Source organism: Micromonospora sp. NPDC050187, from assembly GCF_044459745.1.
Lineage (GTDB): Bacteria > Actinomycetota > Actinomycetes > Mycobacteriales > Micromonosporaceae > Micromonospora.
The window spans coordinates 25,545-44,892 of the sequence record NZ_JBITJH010000003.1; the positions used below are offsets into that span (position 1 = coordinate 25,545).

General features: G+C 73.5%; 11 protein-coding genes. 6 read left to right on the plus strand and 5 right to left on the minus strand.

Features of this window, described 5'->3' with window-relative positions:
• Positions 1 to 265: 265 nt before the first annotated feature.
• On the plus strand, positions 266 to 1,432 hold the full coding sequence (gene dusB / locus ACIBJE_RS06000; protein ID WP_396743604.1) for a tRNA dihydrouridine synthase DusB: 1,167 nt from the start codon (positions 266 to 268) through the stop codon (positions 1,430 to 1,432).
• Positions 1,433 to 1,485: 53 nt separating this feature from the next.
• Here dusB and ACIBJE_RS06005 read toward each other — a convergent pair whose 3' ends face one another.
• Positions 1,486 to 4,350, minus strand: a complete 2,865-nt coding sequence (locus ACIBJE_RS06005) for an AfsR/SARP family transcriptional regulator (RefSeq protein WP_396743607.1) — start codon at positions 4,348 to 4,350, stop codon at positions 1,486 to 1,488.
• A 372-nt stretch (positions 4,351 to 4,722) separates the two neighbouring features.
• On the opposite strand from ACIBJE_RS06005, the gene ACIBJE_RS06010 reads away from it, so the two are divergent.
• Positions 4,723 to 5,496 (plus strand): response regulator, encoded by a 774-nt coding sequence (locus tag ACIBJE_RS06010; protein ID WP_396743610.1) that lies wholly within the window; start codon positions 4,723 to 4,725, stop codon positions 5,494 to 5,496.
• Here ACIBJE_RS06010 and ACIBJE_RS06015 read toward each other — a convergent pair.
• Positions 5,427 to 7,163: a beta-N-acetylhexosaminidase gene (locus tag ACIBJE_RS06015; RefSeq protein WP_396743613.1), complete on the minus strand. Its 1,737-nt coding sequence runs from the start codon at positions 7,161 to 7,163 to the stop codon at positions 5,427 to 5,429. The genes ACIBJE_RS06010 and ACIBJE_RS06015 overlap by 70 nt on opposite strands.
• A 313-nt stretch (positions 7,164 to 7,476) precedes the next feature.
• On the opposite strand from ACIBJE_RS06015, the gene ppdK reads away from it, so the two are divergent.
• Positions 7,477 to 10,212: a pyruvate, phosphate dikinase gene (ppdK, locus tag ACIBJE_RS06020; RefSeq protein WP_396743616.1), complete on the plus strand. Its 2,736-nt coding sequence runs from the start codon at positions 7,477 to 7,479 to the stop codon at positions 10,210 to 10,212.
• A gap of 227 nt (positions 10,213 to 10,439) precedes the next feature.
• On the opposite strand, the gene ACIBJE_RS06025 is transcribed toward ppdK, so the two are convergent.
• Positions 10,440 to 10,940, minus strand: coding sequence for a roadblock/LC7 domain-containing protein (locus ACIBJE_RS06025; protein WP_396743619.1), 501 nt, complete (start codon positions 10,938 to 10,940; stop codon positions 10,440 to 10,442).
• A 292-nt stretch (positions 10,941 to 11,232) separates the two neighbouring features.
• On the opposite strand from ACIBJE_RS06025, the gene ACIBJE_RS06030 reads away from it, so the two are divergent.
• Positions 11,233 to 11,592: a VOC family protein gene (locus tag ACIBJE_RS06030; RefSeq protein ID WP_396743622.1), complete on the plus strand. Its 360-nt coding sequence runs from the start codon at positions 11,233 to 11,235 to the stop codon at positions 11,590 to 11,592.
• A gap of 5 nt (positions 11,593 to 11,597) precedes the next feature.
• Complete coding sequence (locus tag ACIBJE_RS06035) at positions 11,598 to 12,848, plus strand: deoxyguanosinetriphosphate triphosphohydrolase (RefSeq protein WP_396743625.1); 1,251 nt, start codon at positions 11,598 to 11,600, stop codon at positions 12,846 to 12,848.
• Positions 12,849 to 12,989: 141 nt separating this feature from the next.
• On the opposite strand, the gene ACIBJE_RS06040 is transcribed toward ACIBJE_RS06035, so the two are convergent.
• Positions 12,990 to 14,231 (minus strand): FG-GAP-like repeat-containing protein, encoded by a 1,242-nt coding sequence (locus tag ACIBJE_RS06040; RefSeq protein WP_396743628.1) that lies wholly within the window; start codon positions 14,229 to 14,231, stop codon positions 12,990 to 12,992.
• 59 nt (positions 14,232 to 14,290) lie between these two features.
• On the minus strand, positions 14,291 to 15,712 hold the full coding sequence (locus tag ACIBJE_RS06045; protein WP_396743630.1) for an FG-GAP-like repeat-containing protein: 1,422 nt from the start codon (positions 15,710 to 15,712) through the stop codon (positions 14,291 to 14,293).
• A 141-nt stretch (positions 15,713 to 15,853) separates the two neighbouring features.
• Between ACIBJE_RS06045 and ACIBJE_RS06050 the strand changes: the two genes are divergently transcribed.
• The gene (locus ACIBJE_RS06050; protein WP_396743633.1) at positions 15,854 to 19,342 is read left to right on the plus strand and encodes a tetratricopeptide repeat protein; all 3,489 of its coding nucleotides are present in this window, start codon (positions 15,854 to 15,856) and stop codon (positions 19,340 to 19,342) included.
• Positions 19,343 to 19,348: the final 6 nt, after the last annotated feature.

Sequence of the window (19,348 nt, forward strand, 5' to 3'; positions counted from 1 at the left end):
CGGTCCGCCGCACCTGCTGCGCCGCGCCCCGGATCTGTACCGGGGTGAAGTGCAGGACGAGGATGCCGTACCGACCCCTCGCTCACCGACCGACCTGTGCTACGCGCCGCCCCGGGCGGCGTCGGGCGGCGTCGGGTGGTTTCAGCGAACGGCGTCGGGTGGTTTCCGAACGGCGTCGGGTGGTTGCAGGGCGGCGTCGGGTGGTTGCAGGGGTCCCCTGCTACGCAAAAAGCGGTAACAGGGGACCCCTCCTTACACTTGAGCGGTGAGTGGAGCAGGGGTGTCGGGTGGGTTGCGGCTGGGGCGGCACGAGGTGTGGCCGCCGGTGGTGCTCGCGCCTATGGCCGGCATCACCAATGTCGGGTTCCGCCGTCTCTGTCGGGAACAGGGCGGTGGCATCTACGTCTGCGAGATGATCACCACCACGGCGCTGGTGGAGCGGAACCCGAAGACGCTACGCATGATCGCCTTCGGCCCCGAGGAGCGGCCGCGCAGCCTCCAGCTCTACGGCACCGACCCGGAGACCACCGCCGCGGCCGTCCGGATCGTGGTGGAGAAGGACCTCGCCGACCACATCGACCTGAACTTCGGCTGTCCCGTGCCCAAGGTCACCCGCCGGGGCGGTGGCGCGGCGCTGCCGTGGCGGCGTCGGCTCTTCGCCCGGCTGGTGAAGGCCGCCGTGGACGCCGCGTCGCCCGCCGGGGTGCCGGTCACGGTCAAGATGCGCAAGGGCATCGACGACGACCATCTCACGTACGTCGAGGCGGGGCTGGCCGCCCAGGACGCCGGGGTCGCCTGGGTGGCCCTGCACGGGCGGACGGCCGCGCAGCGCTACTCCGGCACCGCCGACTGGGACGCCATCGCCACTCTCAAGCAGGCGCTCGACGTCCCGGTGCTGGGCAACGGCGACATCTGGGAGGCCGACGACGCGCTGCGGATGGTCGCGCACACCGGGGTCGACGGGGTGGTGATCGGGCGCGGCTGTCTGGGCCGGCCGTGGCTCTTCGCCGACCTGCACGCCGCGTTCGACGGCCGTCCGGAACGGCGGCTGCCCACCCTCGGCGAGGTGGCCACGACCATGCGCCGGCACGCGGCGCTGCTGGTGGAGCAGTTCACCGCCGGGTCGCGGACCCCGGCCCGGGGCGAGCGGGACGGCTGCACCGACTTCCGCAAGCACGTCGCCTGGTATCTGAAGGGCTTCCCGGTCGGCGGTGAGCTGCGCCGTTCGCTCGCCATGATCGACAGCCTGGCGCAGCTCGACGACCTGCTCGGCAAGCTCGACCCGGCGGAGCCGTTCCCGCTCGGCGCGCTCGGCCAGCCCCGGGGGCGGACCAACTCGCCCGGCAAGGTGTTCCTGCCCGAGGGCTGGCTGGCCAGCCGGGACGACGACAGTGTCCCCGAGGGTGCCGAGCTGGCCGACTCCGGCGGCTGACCGGAGGCCGGTCGCCCCGACCGCCGGAGCACTCCAGCGGTGACCCCTCACGACTACGCCGACGAGCCGTCGCCGGTCAGCCGGTGGAGGAACGCGCGGACCGCCTCCCGGTCCATCGTCAGTCCGACCTCGCGGGCACGGGCGTACGTGGTCTTGGAGAGCGGAGAGGTGACCGCGGCGATCTCGCGGGGGCTGTCGTACGGGTCCATCAGCTCGGGGGAGTAGCCGGCCCGGCCACCGATGCCCGCCACCGCGCCGAGCAGGACCGCGCCGTCGGTGGCGCGGCCGGTCATGCCGAGCGTCCCGGCGAGCAGGTGCAGGGCGGCCAGCCAGCCGGTCACGTCCTCCAGGTCGTCCAGCCCCCGGACCGCGGCCAGCGCCGCCCGGTACGCCGCGTCGGCTGCCCCGGCGTCGGCCGCCACCTTCGCCCGGAACCAGTGCGAGGAGCTGACCGACCAGCGGTAGCCGATCCGGGTGCCCACCCGGATGGCCTCGTCCAGCGTCGACGCGGCGGTTCCCAGGTCGCCCCGGGCCCGGGCCAGGTAGCCGTTGGTGGAGAGCGCCTCGGAGAGCAGCCAGTCCACACCGGACCGACGGGCGTACCGTACCCCGTTCTCCCCGGCCGCCGCCGCCTCTGCGGCCCGGCCCCGCATCGCCAGGTAGTACGCCTCGTAGATGTAGGCGCGTGCGACGGGGGCGGGGTCGTCGGCGGTCAGGGCGAGGTCGAGTGCCGCCCGGTTGGCCGTCCCGCTCTCCTCCAACCGCCCGGCGAGGTAGAGCAGCGAGGCCAGTGCGGTCAACGCCCGGGCCCGGTCGACCGGCGGCGCACCCGGGGTGGCGTCGATGGTGTCCCGCAGCCAGCGGACCCCCTCGCGCAGGTGGCCCCGGTGGTACCAGTACCAGGACAGGTCGGTGGCGAGCCGCATGCCGGCCAGGGGCTGGCCGGCGGCGAGGGCGAACGCCAGCGCGGCCCGGGTGTTGGCCTGCTCGGCCCCGAGGGTCCGGTACCAGCGCAGCGCGTCCGGGCCACGCAGCCCCTGGTCGGCGGCGCGTGCCAGGCCCAGCGCCCAGTCCAGGTGCCGGTGCCGCAGCCGCTCCCGGTCGACCGGGCCGAGCAGCCGGCCGGCGTACTCGCGCAGGATCGCCAGCATCCGGTAGCGGCGCGTCGCGGCGGTGGCCGGGGTGGTGGACACCAGCGAGCCGGTGATCAGACCGGTGAGCGGGACCAGGACGTCCTCGCCCGCTCCGGCCACCGCCTCGGCGGCGTCGAGGTCGAAGGTGTCGGCGAAGACACTGAGTCGGGCGAACAGGTCCCGCTGGGTGCTGTCCAACAGGCGGTAGCTGTTGTCGATGGCCCGGTCCAGGCTGCGGTGCCGGTCCGGCAGGTCGCGGCGGGTGCCGGTGATGGCCAGGGAACGGCCGAGCCGGTCCAGGATCTGCGCCGGGGAGAGGACCGCCATCTGGGCGGCGGCCAGCTCGACGGCGAGCGGCAGGCCGTCCAGCCGGGCGCAGATCCGAATCACGACGTCGTGTTCCTCCGGGCCGCACCTCCAGTCGGGGGCGACCGCGCCGGCCCGGTCCAGGAAGAGTTCCACCGCCATCGTGTCGACCGGCAGCGGCGGCACCGGGAAGCGGCGCTCGCCGCCCACCCCGAGCGGGCGCTGGCTGGTCGCGAGGACACGCAGGCCGGGCAGGTCGGTGAGCAGCCGCAGTACGACGTCGGCGAGCGCCCCGGCCAGGTGCTCGCAGTTGTCCAGTAGCAGCAGGACCTCGGCGTCGCCGACCGTCGCCGCCACGGCGTCCAGGTCGGAGAGGACGGCCAGCCCGAACGCCTGCGCGACGGTCGCCTCCAGCAGGTTGGCGTCGTGCAGACCGGCCAGTTCGACCACGTGCACCGGCTGGGCGAGCCGGCGGCAGACCTCCCGGGCGAGGCGGGTCTTCCCGCTGCCGCCCGGACCGGTGAGCGTGACCAGCCGGTACGCCGCCAACTGCCGCCGGATCTCGGCCAGCTCACGGTTCCGCCCGACGAACCGGTCCAGGGGCACCACCAGCCGGGACCGCGCCGACCCGCGGGACGGCAGCGAAGCGGGCGTCGGCGATGCGCCGGCCGGGCCGGCGGGCGGCGACGTGGCGGGCCCGGTCGGCGGCACCGTGCCCGGCGTGCCCGGCGGCGGGGCGGTGAGCAGCTCCGGATCCTGCCGCAGGATCGCCTGGGCGAGCGCGGCGAGCTCGTCACCGGGGTCGAGGCCGAAACCGTCGACGAGCAGCCGCCGCGCCTCGTGGTACGTGGCCAGCGCCTCGCTCTGCCGGCCGTCCCGGTACAGCGCGAGCATCAGGTGCGCGACGCCCCGTTCCCGCAGGGGATGGTCGGCGACGAGCGCGCGGGCCGCGGCGACGCCGCCGGTGACGTCCCCGAGGGCGAGCATCGCCTCGACCCGGGTCTCGGCGGCGACCAGGCGCAGCTCGCCGAGGCGGGCGATCTCGGCCTGGGCGAAGGGCGCGTCGGTCACGTCGAGCAGGGCCGGACCGCGCCACAGCGCGAGCGCCTCCTCGGCGGCCCGGTGGCCGGCCGAGGGGTCCCCGGCCGCCAGGGCCGCGCGTCCCTCGGCGAGGAGCCGCTCGAACCGGCGCGCGTCGATCATGTCCGGCTCGACGACGAGCCGGTAGCCGGCGGGGTGCCGGCACAGGGTCTCGGCCCCGAGCACCCGGCGCAGCCGGGACACGTACGTCTGGAGCGCGTTCACCGCGCTCGGCGGGGGCTGCTCGCCCCAGACCGCGTCGACCAGGCCCTCCACCGAGATGATCCGGTTCGCCTCCAGCAGCAGCGCGGCCAGCGCCGCCCGCGGCTTGGGGCCACCGATGGCGAGACTCCGCCCGCCGTCGGTGACCTCGGTCGGCCCCAGGACCCGAAACTCCACGATTCCCCCTCGCGGCCACCGGCCGTCCCCGCCGACGGTCCATGTCGCACAGTCGTCGGCTCTAGTCCCGGACGCGTCGACGACTCCGGATGGTTGCCAACCTCTGCACGCGGATTGCGAGTGATTCCTGACAGTCTCGGCCCGCACGTCCGGCTTCCCCCGCCCCCGCCGGACCCGTACCGCCGATCGGGAGCACGAGGTGGAGAGATGGCCGCAGTGGTGTCACAGGTGAGCGTGGAGGGGCAGGCACGCCCCGCGCGAAACCCCGTGCCGGAGGGACCGGTGGACCCGGGGCGGACGCGGCCTCCGGCGCGTCGTCGTGCCCCCGGGGGAGGGCCGGCGACCCGGCACCTGGCCATGGTGCCGTGCGGGGTGGCGGCGGTCGGTTCCGGGAGCGGTGGGGTCGAGTCGGCCGGCGGACCGGAGGGGGCCGGTGACCCGGCGGAGGCGGCCATCCGGGTGGTGGTGGTCGACCACCATCCGGTGTTCCGGCTCGGACTGGCGGCACTGCTCGACTCCCTGTCCGGCCTGGGGGTGGTCGGCGTCACCGGCGACGTCGCCGGTGCGCCCGCCCTGGTGGATCGGCACCGGCCGGACGTGGTCGTCATCGACCCGCACCTCGCTGGTGGAGCCGGTGTGGCGGCCGTCCGGGACGTCGTGTCCCGTCACCCCGACACCGGCGTGCTGGCGGTGACCATGCTCGACGACGACGAGTCGGTGGTCGCCGTGCTCCGCGCCGGGGCCCGGGGCTACCTGCTCAAGGGGGCCGCCCCGGCGGAGCTGGAGCGGGCGGTCCGGGCGGTGGCCAACGGCGAGGTGCTGCTCGGCCCCGGGATCGCCGGTCGGGCGGTGGGGCGGCTCACCGGCGCGTCCGACGCGCCGCCCCTGCCCGAGCTGACCGGACGCGAGCGGGAGGTGCTGGACCTGGTCGCCCAGGGGCTGACCAACGTGCTGGTCGCCCGGCGGCTGGGACTGAGCCCGAAGACCGTCCGCAACCACCTCTCCACCGTGCTGCACAAGCTCCAGGTCACCGACCGCAGCGAGGCCGTCCGGCGAGCCCGGCAGGCCGGGCTCGGTCAGCTCTCCGGTACGCGGGGCGCGGGCACGGCGGCCACCGGCCAGGGCACCTCCGGACTGCGGTGGTAGCCGGTGCCGGCGGCCTCCCAGCGGGGCCCCTGGGCGGCCAGCCGGCCACGGAACGCGGCCCAGTCGTGGGCGTCGCGCGGTGACCAGCCCAGTTCGGCGAGGGCGGGCAGCCGGGGCAGGAGCATGTACTCGATCTCGGCGCGGGAGGTGACGTACTCCGTCCACAGGGGCGCGGCGAGGCCGAGCACCGCCTCGGCCGGCACGTCGTCCAGGTAGCCGGCCGGGTCCCAGTCGTACGCCCGGCGCACGTCGATGGCACCGGCCCAGTCGTGTCCGACCGGGCTCTCCGGGGTGTACCGCATGTCGAGGTAGGTCCGGTCGGCGGGGGACATCAGCAACCGCGCGCCGCGGCGGACCGCGTCGACCACCACCGGGTCGGAGGCGGTGGTCCCCCAGTACTGGAGGACGCGGCCGGGCGAGTGTGCGGCCGGGGCGATCTGGTGCCAGCCCAGCACGGTCTTGCCGGTGTCGGCGACGATCGGCTGCACCCGGTCGACGAACCGGGCGTACGCGTCGGCCGGGACCTTGAACGCCTCGTCCCCGCCGATGTGCAGGTACGGCCCGGGGGTGAGCGCGGCGACCTCGCCGAGCACGTCGGCGACGAAGGCGTAGGTCAGCTCGCGGTCCGGGTCGAGGTAGCTGAAGCCGACCTCGGTGCCGGTGTACGGCGGCGGCGTGACCCCGTCCGGCGCGAGCCGCCCGTACGCGGTCAGCGCCGCGTTGGTGTGCCCGGGCAGGTCGATCTCCGGCACCACGGTGACGTGCCGCTCGGCGGCGTACCGGACGATGCGCCGGTAGTCGTCCCGGGTGTACCAGCCGCCGGGGCCGCCGCCGACCTGGGTGGCCCCGCCGACCTCGGTCAGCCGGGGCCAGGACTCGACCGCGATCCGCCAGCCCTGGTCGTCGGTGAGGTGCAGGTGCAGGTGGTTGAGCTTGTACCGGGCCAGGTGGTCGACGACCCGCAGCACCTCGTCCACGCCGAAGAAGTGCCGGGCCACGTCGAGCATCGCACCCCGGTAGCCGAACCGGGGACGGTCGGCGATCGTCCCGCCGGGCAGCACCCAGGGGCCGGCCACCGGGGTCGGGCTCTCCACGGCGGCGGGCAGGAGCTGGCGCAGCGTCTGCACCCCGTGGCCGAGCCCGGCCGGGGTGGCGGCGGTGAGCCGTACCCCGGTGGGGGTGACGTCGAGCCGGTAGCCCTCGGGGCCGAGCCCCGGATCGGCCAGGGTGAGGGTGATCGCGCCGGCGGCCGGGGCGGTCGGGTCGACGGTGACCGGCAGCGGGAGGCCGGTGGCCGGCCGGAGCAGCGCGGCGAGCCGGTCGGCCTCGGCGCGGGCCGCCGGCTCGGCGTGGATCACCGTGTCGACGGTCAGCGGGAAGTCCGCTCCGGGCTCCGGCCGGACGCTGGCCGGCACGGGCAGCACGTCGCCGAGCGCGACGGTGGCCCTCCGGCCGGGGACGGCGGTGACGACGGCCCGGTCCGGACCCGGGGTGGCCGGCGTCCGGACCTGACCGGGGACGGGCGTGCCGTCGGCGGTGGGGAGCTGGCCGGTGGCGAGCTCGGCGGCGCTTCCGGCCAGGTCGGCGGCGGTCGGCTCCCGGGTCCCGTCGACAGGGACCGGGCCGGTGTGGCCGGTGGACGGAGCGGGGGAGGGGGTGGTGGACACGGAACCTCCGGGAGCAGGGGTGTAACTGCGGTACTTCTGGCAAAACGCGCATCGGCCGAGATGGCCCGCCAAGCGTACGAGGAGTTGGCTGAACTGCGTGAACGTGCGCGTGGAACCGTTCCCACCGACTGGTACGAACGCGCACAGTCGTGATGACTGTGCCGATTGTCACCGGATGCTCCCGCCCGACCCGCCCGGTCGCTTAGCCTTCGCCCACCGGTGCCCGTCCAAGCCGGATTACCGGCCGGTGACCTCGGGGTACATGGGGCTGAACCTTCGTTAAGTGTCCGACGGCGTGCGCGTGGAGGGTCTGGTGGCAGTGCAGGGAACCGTGGAACGCAAGTACGTCTACGACTTCGCCGAGGGAAACAAGGACCTCAAGGACCTGCTCGGCGGCAAGGGGGCGAACCTGGCGGAGATGACCAACCTCGGTCTGCCCGTCCCGCCCGGCTTCACCATTACCACCGAGGCGTGCCAGGAGTACCTCGCCACCGGACGGGAGCCGGACGGCCTGGCCGACCAGGTCGCCGCCCACCTGGCCGCCCTGGAACGGGCGATGGGCAAGTGCCTCGGCGACCCGGACGACCCGCTGCTGGTGTCGGTCCGTTCCGGGGCGAAGTTCTCCATGCCCGGCATGATGGAGACCGTCCTCAACGTCGGCCTCAACGACCGCAGCGTGGTGGGACTCGCCCGGCAGGCCGCCGGCTCGGGAGGGCAGGCGGACTCCGCCGGCGCGGACCGGTTCGCCTGGGACTCGTACCGCCGGTTGATCCAGATGTTCGGCAAGACCGTCTGCGAGGTGCCGGGGGAGGAGTTCGAGCACGCCCTCGACGACGTCAAGCGGGCCCGGGGCATCCGCGACGACGTCGAGCTGGACGCCGACGACCTACGCGGGCTGGTCGACGCGTACAAGAAGATCTTCCGGAAGCACACCGGCCGGGACTTCCCGCAGGAGCCGCGTGAGCAGCTCGACCTGGCCGTCCGCGCGGTCTTCGACTCGTGGAACGCCGAGCGGGCGGTGCTCTACCGGCGGCAGGAACGGATCCCCGCCAGCCTCGGCACGGCGGTCAACGTGGTCGCCATGGTCTTCGGCAACCTCGGTCCGGACTCCGGCACCGGGGTCGCCTTCACCCGGGACCCGGCCAGCGGCGCGCAGGGCATCTACGGCGACTACCTGGCCAACGCCCAGGGCGAGGACGTCGTCGCGGGCATCCGCAACACGATCCCGTTGCAGGAGCTGGAACGGCTCGACAAGCGCTCCTACGACGAGCTGCTGGACTTCATGGCCCGGCTGGAACGGCACTACCGGGACCTGTGCGACATCGAGTTCACCATCGAGCGCGGCAAGCTCTGGATGCTCCAGACCCGGGTCGGCAAGCGCACCGCGGCGGCGGCCTTCGTCATCGCCGGCCAGCTCGTCGACGAGGGGCTGATCGACCTGGACGAGGCGGTGCACCGGGTCAACGGGGCGCAGCTCGCCCAGCTCATGTTCCCCCGGTTCCAGCTCGACCACGAGTTCCAGGCGGTGGCCCGGGGCATCGGGGCGTCGCCGGGCGCGGCCGTCGGCCAGGTGGTCTTCACCTCCGCCCGTGCCGTCGAGCTGGCCGCCGAGGGGAAGCGGGTGATCCTGGTCCGTCGGGAGACCAACCCGGACGACCTCCAGGGCATGATCGCCGCCCAGGGCATCCTGACCTCCCGGGGCGGCAAGACCAGCCACGCGGCGGTGGTCGCCCGGGGCATGGGCAAGACCTGTGTCTCCGGCGCGGACGCGCTGGAGGTCGACGTCCCGGCGCGGCGTTTCACCGTCGCCGGGCAGACCGTCGCCGAGGGCGACGTGGTCTCGATCGACGGCACCACCGGCAACATCTTCCTCGGCGAGGTGCCGGTGATGCCGTCGGAGGTGGTGCAGTACTTCGAGGGGAGCCTCGACCCGGAGCACATCGACAACGCGCTGGTCCGCGCCGTGCACCGGATCATGACCCACGCCGACCAGCGGCGGCGGCTGGCCGTCCGGGCGAACGCCGACACCGGCGCGGACGCCGCCCGGGCACGGCGCTTCGGGGCGCAGGGCATCGGCCTGTGCCGCACCGAGCACATGTTCCTCGGCGACCGGCGGGAGCTGGTCGAGCGGCTGATCCTGGCCCGCACCGACGACGAGCGGGAGAAGGCGCTCGCCGCGCTGCTGCCGTTGCAGCGGACCGACTTCGTGGAGATCTTCCGCGAGATGGACGGGCTGCCGGTCACCGTGCGGCTGATCGACCCGCCGCTGCACGAGTTCCTTCCGCCGCTGGAGCAGCTCGCGGTGAACGTCGCGGTCGCCCAGGAGCGCGGCGAGGACGTGGCACAGGAGGAGGCGCTGCTGGCCGCCGTACGGCGGATGCACGAGGAGAACCCGATGCTCGGCCTCCGGGGCGTCCGCCTCGGCCTGGTCATCCCCGGTCTGTTCGCGATGCAGGTCCGGGCCATCACCGAGGCCGCCGTGCAGTGCGCCCGGGACGGCGTCACCGCCCGGCCGGAGATCATGGTGCCGCTGGTCGGCGCGGTCCAGGAGCTGGAGACGGTACGCGCCGAGGCGGAGCGGATCATCGCCGAGGTGGTCGGGGGCAGCGGCGTCGAGGTGCTGATCGGCACCATGATCGAGGTGCCCCGGGCGGCGCTGACCGCCGGCCAGATCGCCGAGGCGGCCCAGTTCTTCTCCTTCGGCACCAACGACCTCACCCAGATGGGCTGGGGTTTCTCCCGGGACGACGTCGAGGGCGCGTTCTTCTGGCGTTACCTGGAGCTGGGCATCTTCGGCATCTCGCCGTTCGAGTCGCTCGACCGGGACGGGGTCGGTCGGCTGGTGCGGATCGCCGCCGAGGAGGGACGGGCCGCCCGGCCGGACCTCAAGCTCGGCGTCTGCGGCGAGCACGGCGGCGACCCGGACTCGGTGCACTTCTTCCACGAGGTGGGGCTGGACTACGTCTCCTGCTCGCCGTTCCGGGTGCCGGTCGCCCGGCTGGAGGCCGGCCGAGCCGCCGTGGAGACCACCGGCTCCGACAGCCGCTGACCCCGCCGCCCACACCCCACCCGTCGCCGTCCCTCTCGGCGGGTGGGGTGTGGGCGGCGCATCGCCGGCGGCCCAGGCGCTCGCCGAGCCGGCGTGTCGGCTGCTGCCCGACCCTCGGGGATCGCCACCGGGCGGCTGCCCGACGCCGGGCGGGGACCGGCGTGCGGGCAGCAAGGTGCCGGGTCAGCCGGTACGGGCTCGTCCTTCCCGCACCGGCCCCCGGGCGGTCAGATCAGTGGCCGCTGCCAGCCACCCGGGGCGGTGGAGCGACGCAGGTGGTTCGGGATCGTCGCCAGCGGGGTGCGGACGGCCAGCGGGCCGGGCGTGATCGGCGGCTGGGGCTCGTCGTACCCCCGGCGGTGGGCGTCGAAGAACCCACCGGTGCGCCGCGCCACCGCGCGAGCCGCCTCGTGCAGCGCCTCCGGGTCGGCGTCCGGGCGCGCGACCAGGGTGAGCAGCGCGTGCCGCCCGGCCGGGTAGATGACCACCTTGCCGTCCGTCGTGTGGACCACGTGTTCACGGAACTCGCCCCGGGTCGCCGCCTGGGCGACCCGCTGGCCGAGACCGAAGCTGGCGGCGGCGAGCGCGGCGAGGTGGGCCGCCTCCGTCGCCGGCAGGTCGCTGGCGATCAGCAGGCCGTCCGTGCCGGCCAGGACCGCGCCGCAGACCTCGGGCCGGTGCGACCGCAACCGGCGCAGCTCCGCGTCCATCAGGGTGCCAGCGTCCACGATCGCCCTCCCCAGGGTCGCTCCGCACCGGCGGGGGTGACGCCGGTGACGTTCCGCTCCTGGAAAGCTACCGCCGGCCACGGAAAGCTGCGATCCCATAACGGGCCGCGATCGGTCCGCAACCGAGGTCCGATCGGCCGATGTGCCGTCCGCCGAACGGCAGTTCCCGGTCCCGGTACCGCCGATCCGGTGGCGGACCGGTCCGGGCTTCGTCGCCGAGCCCCGACGACGCGGCGGGCGTAACCTGGGCTGGCCGGTGACACCGCTGACCGGCAGCCGAAGGAGGGCCCGCATGACCAGCGTCTGGGAGAGCCTGACGATCGACGCCGAGGACCCGGCCCGGCTGGCCCGCTGGTGGGCCGAGGCGCTCGGTTACCAGGTCGTGCACGAGCGGCCCGACGCGGTGGAGATCCGCGCGGCGGCGCCCCGGGCGCCCGCGATCGTGTTCGTCCCGGTCGCCGACGGCAAGACCACGAGGAACCGGCTCCACCTCGACCTGCGTCCCGAGGACCAGGAGGCCGAGGTGGAACGGCTGGTCGACATGGGTGCGCGCCACGTCGACGCCGGGCGGAACGGCTCCGGGTGGACGATGCTCGCCGACCCCGAGGGGAACGAGTTCCGCGTCCTGCGGCAGCGCGACCAGGCCGGCTGAGCGGCTTGGGCGTCGACGTCGGCGGGGGACCGGACCCGGCGGACAGCGAGCGGTGGGTGCCCGAGTCGCCCAAGGACACCGGCTCCGGGCGAGGCCCGTACGAGCGGGACCGGGCGCGGGTGCTGCACTCCGCGGCGTTCCGGCGGCTCGCCGCCAAGACCCAGGTGCACACCGCCGGCACCGACGACTTCCTGCGGACCCGGCTCACCCACTCGCTCGAGGTGGCCCAGATCGCCCGCGAGATGGGTGCCCGGCTCGGTTGCGACCCGGACGTGGTGGACACCGCCGGGCTCGCCCACGACCTCGGGCACCCGCCGTTCGGGCACAACGGCGAGGGGGCGCTCGACGGGCTGGCCGCCGGCTGCGGTGGCTTCGAGGGCAACGCGCAGACCCTGCGGGTGCTCACCCGGCTGGAGGCCAAGGTGCTCGCCCCGGACGGCCGTTCGGCCGGGCTCAACCTCACCCGCGCCTCGCTCGACGCGGTCGCCAAGTACCCCTGGCCGCGTCGCGCCGGAGAGCGCAAGTTCGGGGTGTACCCGGACGACCGGGCGGTCTTCGACTGGCTGCGCTCAGGCAGCGCCGCCGACCGGCGGCGCTGCCTGGAGGCGCAGGTGATGGACTGGGCCGACGACGTGGCGTACTCGGTGCACGACGTGGAGGACGGCATCCACGGCGGCTACCTGACGCTCCGGCCGCTGCTGCGGGACGCCGACGAACGGGCCGCGCTCTGCGCCGACGTCGCCGCCGTCTACTCCGTCGAGAGCGCCACCGACCTCGGTGCGGTCCTGGTGGACCTGCTCGCCGACCCGGTGTTCGGGCCGGTCGTCGACTACGACGGCAGTCACCGGGCCCAGGTCGCGCTGAAGGCGACGACCAGCACGTTCACCGGGCGGTTCGTGGCGGAGGCGGTCCGCGCCACCCGGGACCGCCACGGCCCCGGCCCGCACCGCCGCTACGCCGCCGACCTGGTCGTGCCCCGGCGGATCCGCGCCCAGTGCGCGCTGCTGAAGGGCATCGCCCTGCGGTACGTGATGCGCCGTCCGGGCGCCCAGGCCCGCTACGCCCGGCAGCGTGCGGTGCTCGCCGATCTGGTCCGGGTGCTCGCCGACCGGGGCGCGGACGCCCTGGACCCGGTCTTCGCCCCGCTCTGGCGGGCCGCCCCGGACGACACCGCCCGACTGCGGGTGGTGGTGGACCAGGTCGCGTCGCTCACCGACCCGGCGGCGGTGACCTGGCACACCCGCCTGGTCGATTGAGCCCACCGGAGTCGCCGGCCGACCCACCGCTTCCGCAGCCTGTCGTTCGGGGCCTGTTGGTGCGTCGCCGTCCACGTGCGGGACGCAGCGGTGCGGGGCCGGTCACGCTGCCTGCGCGACCGGCCCCGCCGGGGGGTGGGATCAGAAGATCCGGTTGAAGCTGTTCCAGCCGGTGCCGATCTCGCGTCCGCTGGTGTACGGACGGTTGTCGGGGTTGGTGTTGATGTTGTTGGGGTAGTACCAGAGGGTGCCGTCGGGTTTGGTGGCGATGAGGTCGGCGTGGCCGTCGCCGCTGACGTCGCCGGTCATCACCCGGCTGAACGCGTTCCAGCCGCTGTCGCCGATCTGCCGGCCGCTGGTGTACGGACGGTTGTCCGGATTGGTGTTGATGTTGTTTGAGTAGTAGTGCAGCGTGCCGTCGGGTTTGGTAGCGACGAGATCGGCGTGGCCGTCGCCGCTGACGTCGCCGATCATGATCCGGTTGAAGCTGTTCCAGCCGGTGCCGATCTCGCGTCCGCTGGTGTAGGGGCGGTTGTCGGGGTTGGTGTTGATGTTGTTGGGGTAGTACCAGAGGGTGCCGTCGGGTTTGGTGGCGATGAGGTCGGCGTGGCCGTCGCCGCTGACGTCGCCGGTCATCACCCGGCTGAACGCGTTCCAGCCGCTGTCGCCGATCTGCCGGCCGCTGGTGTAGGGGCGGTTGTCGGGGTTGGTGTTGATGTTGTTGGAGTAGTAGTGCAGCGTGCTGTCCGGCTTGGTGGCGAGGATGTCCGCGTGGCCGTCGCCGCTGACGTCGCTGATGCTGCCGCCAGCGCCGTGGCCGTTCCAGAGCGCGTTGGCGATGATCGTCCCGTCACCCGCCTGCTCCTGGTACCGGTCCGGGAAGGCGGAGACCTGCACCGTCTGGCAGACCTCGCCGATCGGTTCGGTCTCCCAGTCCGGCACCTCCCGGAGCATCTTGTCGAGGAAGGCGTTGGTCGCCCACACCGGATCGGTCCGCTGGGCGAACGACCCCCACGACTCGCGTTGCTGGTAAAGGCCGACGCTGTCCCGGTCACCACCGTCCAGGTTCTGGACGGTCGTCTCGACGATCGTGGTGGTGACCGCGATGGCCGCCGCCCGGACCGGCAGGCCCCGCTGCTTCACCTGGTCGACGACCGCCCGGGCACAGGAGACCCGGTAGGCGGTCATGTAGCCGTCCAGAGTGCCGCCGAGCTGCTGGTTCAGTTGGCTCGCCAGGTTGCCGTCCGCTGCGGACGGTCCACCAGGGACGCAGGGCAGCGGGCTGGCGGCCTGCGCGGGAGCCGCGGTCGCCACCACCGCCATTGCGGCCAGCAGGGGCGCGACCAGGGCCGCGGCCACCCGGCGACAACGGATCTGTGACATGAGATTCCCCCGTGGGATGGAGGCTGGCCGCGCCTCGGCGCGACCGGCCTTCGGATGGGTCAGAAGACGCGGTTGAAGGCGTTCCAGCCGCTGTCGCCGATCTGCCGGCCGCCGGTGTACGGGCGGTTGTCGGGGTTGGTGTTGATGTTGTTGGAGTAGTAGTGCAGCGTGCTGTCCGGCTTGGTGGCGACGAGGTCGGCGTAACCGTCGCCGCTGACGTCGCCGGCCATGATCCGGTTGAAGCTGTTCCAGCCGGTGCCGATCTCGCGTCCGCTGGTGTACGGGCGGTTGTCGGGGTTGGTGTTGATGTTGTTGGAGTAGTAGTGCAGCGTCCCGTCCGGCTTGGTGGCCAGCAGGTCGGCGTAACCGTCGCCGCTGACGTCGCCGATCATGATCCGGTTGAAGCTGTTCCAGCCGCTGTCGCCGATCTCCAGTCCGTTGGCGTAGGGGCGGTTGTCGGGGTTGGTGTTGATGTTGTTGGGGTAGTACCAGAGGGTGCCGTCGGTCTTGGTGGCGACGAGGTCGGCGTGGCCGTCGCCGCTGACGTCGCCGATCACGATCCGGTTGAAGCTGTTCCAGTCGGTGCCGATCTGCCGACCGCTGGTGTACGGGCGGCCGTCCGGGTTGGACCGGATGTTGTTCGGGTAGTAGTGCAGCGTGCCGTCGGGCCTGGTGGCGATGACGTCGGCGTAGCCGTCGCCGCTGACATCCCCGGAGACCACCCGGTTGAAGCCGTTCCAGCCGCTGTCGCCGATTTCCCGGCCGCTGGTGTAGGGGCGGTTGTCGGGGTTGGTGTTGATGTTGTTCGGGTAGTAGTGCAGCGTGCTGTCCGGCTTGGTGGCGAGGATGTCCGCGTGGCCGTCGCCGCTGACGTCGCTGATACTGCCCCCGCCGAAGGCGTCCTCATCGGAAATCCGGTCGTAGCGGACCGGCGTGTAGACCGAGGCCGTGCTGCTCGACCAGGTCCGCTCGACGGTGCCCTCGATCGCGTCGGAACCGGTCTGCTCGATGACGACCGGCATGGTGTGGGCCGCGTCCGCCCACCGGACGAAGAGCGCCACGTGGTTCTGGCTCGGGTCCCCGGTGTGCCGCAGCAGCGCGTCTCCCGGAAGCAGGCTGCTGCGGGCGATCGGGGTGGTGAGCTGGTCGAAGTTCCCGGTCCACCAGGCGTGCCCGTAGCCGCCGACGCCCCAGGCCATCGCCACGAAGCCGGAGCAGTCGGTGCGGTAGTCGCCGTATGCGTTCTGGTGACAGTGCGTCTGGCTGTACGGGACCTTCGGAGCCAGCCAGCTCCGGGCCCGGACGAGCGCCGCACCCCGGGTGATGTACTCGTCGCCGCCGTTGTTGGCGCAGGGCGTCGGTGTGATCGTGCCGGCCTGCGCCGGCGTGGCGACGGCCAACGCGCCGACCGCCGCGGCCGAGACGGCGACCGCCATCGTCAGCAGGCGGGACACGCCGCCTCTGAACACACGTCGATTCATTGCTGCTCTCCTCGTGGTGCTCGTCCCGGGAACTCCTCCCGGACACGGCGAGTCTGCGAGCCGGCGCTGTCCGCGCGCTGACGGTCGGCAACCCGTACCGGACCCGTACTACGCTGCCTCCACTGACACGGGGGTGTTGTGATGATCGATGCTGCGCCGGATCGGACGGACAGGTTCGGAGACAGACTCAGGAGACTGCGCGAGCGGGCCGGCCTCACCCAGCGGGAACTGGCCCGGGCCGCCGGCCTCAGTGCCGCCGCCGTACGGGACCTGGAACAGGGCCGCAGTCGCGTCCCACGGCAGCGTTCGGTCCGGCCACTGGTCGCCGCGCTCGGGCTCGCCGACGAGGAGGCGCGGGTGTTCCGCGCGGCGGCGCAGGTCGTCCGGCCGAACGGTGATGATCAGGGGAGCAGCGATGGACCGCTCCGGGTGACGGTTCTCGGCCCGCTCACGGTCCACCGGGGGGACCGGGCCGTGCCGCTGAGCGCCGGCCGGCACCGGGTCGTCCTCGGCCGGCTCGCGTTGACGCCCAACACGGCCGTCTCCCGGGACGAACTGGTGCACCTGCTCTGGGGCGAGGAGCCGCCGCCGTCCGCGGTCAACCTCGTGCAGACGTACGTCAGCCGGCTGCGACGGATCCTCGAACCGCAACGGACGGCGGGGGCTCGTCCGGAGACGCTGACCCTCGGCTCCGGGGGCTACCGGCTCACCGTCACGACCGAGCAACTCGACCTGCTGGCCTGGCGGGGCCTGGTGACCGCTGCCCGGGCGGCTGACGCCGAACCGGACGCCGCCCTGGCCCTGCTCGACCGGGCTGCGCTGATCTGGCTCGGGTCGCCCGTGGCGGACATCCCGGAACTACGGGACGATCCGCTGGTTACCGGGCTGCGCGAGGAACAGATCGGTGCGACGATCCTCGCCGCGCGGCTCGCGGTGGGGCTCACCTGCGGCGATCAGATGCTGCCCAGGCTGCGTGAACTGGCCCGACACCATCCACTCCACGAGCCACTGCAGGCCTGCCTGGTGGTGACGCTCGCTGCAGCCGGACAGCAGGCCGCAGCGCTGGGTGCGTACGAGGAGATCCGCCGCCGGCTCGCCGACGAGTTGGGCATCGACCCCGGACCGGAATTGGCGACGGCGCACCGCACCGTACTCGGGCAGGACTGGCCCCAGCCGGCCGCCGCCGTCCCGGTGGGGCGGCCGGCTACCGGACCGGTGCAGGTCCGACCGTTCCAGGTGCCCGCACCGCCGGCCGACTTCACCGGCCGCCGGGACCATCTGCGCCGACTCGGTGGCCTGCTGAGTCGGGACCCGAACCTGCCAGCGCCATCGACCATGGTGGTGGCCGTGGTCTCCGGGACGGCCGGCGTGGGGAAGACCGCACTCGCGCTCCGGTCCGCGCAACTGCTTCGGCCGGCCTTTCCGGACGGTCAGCTCCACGTCGACCTGCAGGGCTTCGGGTCCCGGCCGGTGCCTCCGGTGGAGGTGCTGGCCCGGTTCCTGCGCGCGCTCGACGTGGCGGACCGCCGCATACCCCGCGAAGAGGCGGAGAGCGCGGCCCTGTTCCGCAGCCTGCTGACCGACCGGCGGATGCTGGTGGTCCTCGACAACGCCCGTAACGCCGCCCAGGTACGCGCCCTGCTACCGGGCACCGGCGGCAATGCCGTCCTGATCACCAGCCGTAACCGGCTGGCCGGGTTGGCCGGTGCGCTCGTCGTCGAGCTGGGCCTGCCCTCCGCCGAGGAGGCGTTGGACATGTTGGCCTCCGTCGCGGGATCCGCCCGGGTGACCGCCGAGGCGGCGGCGGCCGGTGAGCTGGTCCAGGCCTGTGGCCTGCTGCCGATCGCGTTGCGGGTGGCCGGGGGCCGGCTGGCGAGCCGGCCCCGGTGGACGGTGCGCTCCGCGCTGGAGCGTCTGGCCGACCGTCGGCACCGGCTGGACCAGTTGCGGGTCGGTGATGTCGCGGTGGACGCCAGCTTCGACCTCAGTTACCAGGAACTGAGCCCGAAAACCGCCCGAACCTTCCGCCTGCTCGCGCTTCTGCCCGGCGAGACATTTTCGGAGCCGGCTGCCGTGGCCCTGCTCGGTCGAGCCGCCGACGAGGTGGACGACGACCTGCACGAACTGGTGGACGGCAACCTGGTGCAGCTCACCGGCGGCGACCGCTACCGGTACCACGACCTGCTGCGGCTCTATGCCAGCCGCCGGTCCGAGGCCGAGGACCCTGCTGCGGAGCGGTCGGCCGCGCTGGACCGGTTGCTCACCTGGTATCTGGAGCACGTCGCCGCCGCGATGCGGCTGGCCTACCCGGAGATGGTGCGGCTACCCGTCGACGTTTCCGTGGTGACCCCGTTTCCGACCGAGGACGCCGCCCTGGCCTGGCTCGATGAGTACGTCGTCGGGCTCACCGCCGCCATCCAGGTAGCCGCCGACGGGGATTCGCCCGTCCGGGCCTGGCAGCTCGCCGACCAACTCCGGGGTTACTTCTTCCTCCGCCGGCAGGGGGTGCCCTGGCTGGTCACCGGCCGGGCCGGGTTGGCCGCCGCCGAGCGGGCGGACGATCCGACCGCTCGCTCGGCGATGCTGCAGACGATCGGCCAGGCGCACTGGTCGGTGGGACAGCACGAACTCGCCCTGGCCGCGTACGAGGAGGCCGCCACCCTCGCCGAGCAGGCCGGCTGGCGGGTCGGTCTGGCCTACCAGTGGCACAACATCGGCTTGGTGCAGGCGGAACTGGGCCGACTGGACGACGCGGAGGACTCGTACCGCCGGGCCCTGAGGGTCGGTGTGGGTGGGCCGTTCGACCACGTCCGGGCGGTCACCCTCAACGACCTGGGCACCCTCTGTCACGAGCGGGGACGGTTGGACGCGGCAGTGGCCTGGTTCTCTGCGGCGCTGGAGATCAACCAAGGGGGCTCGCGTCGCCAGTCCGCCATGGCCAATCGCGGCAACCTGGGCATCATGCTGCGCCAACTCGGCGAGTTCGACGCCGCCCGTGAGCACCTGGAGACGGCGCTCGACCACTACCGGCGTTCGGGCGGGCGCAAGGGCGAGCTGTCGATTCTGGACGAGCTGAGTCAGCTGCACGCCCAGCGGGGCGAGCCGGAAGCCGCCGTGGCCGCCGCTGTCCGGGCGCTGGAACTCACCCGGCTGCTCGGGGACCGGCGGAGCGAGGCGGCGGTGCTGAGCACCCTTGGGGTGGCGTTGCTCTGCGCCGGGACCCTGAGCGAGGCGGGGAAGCGGTTCCGGGAGTCACTTCGGCTGTCCCGCGAACTCTCCTCGCCGTACTTTGAGGTGCAGGCCCGGATCGGCTTGTCCCGCATCCACGTGGTCGGTGGGCTCCTCGACGCGGCCAGGTCGGAGGCCACGGCCGCCGTCGACCAGGCCCGGCGGATCGGCTACCGCAATCTCGAAGGCGAGGCGCTGCTCGCGCTGGCTCGGGCGTGTGTTGCGGTGGGACGGGACGAGGAAGCGGCCCGGTGCTGCCGCGAGGCGCTGGCGATCGACCGGTCCGACGGCGCGGCGACACTCGTGCGCGAGACGGCCACGGTGCTCGCCCGGCTGGCCGCCGTAACACCGATGACAGCGGTCCCCTCGGATCCGCCCGGAAGCCGCAACCAGTCGGCTTAGGTTAGC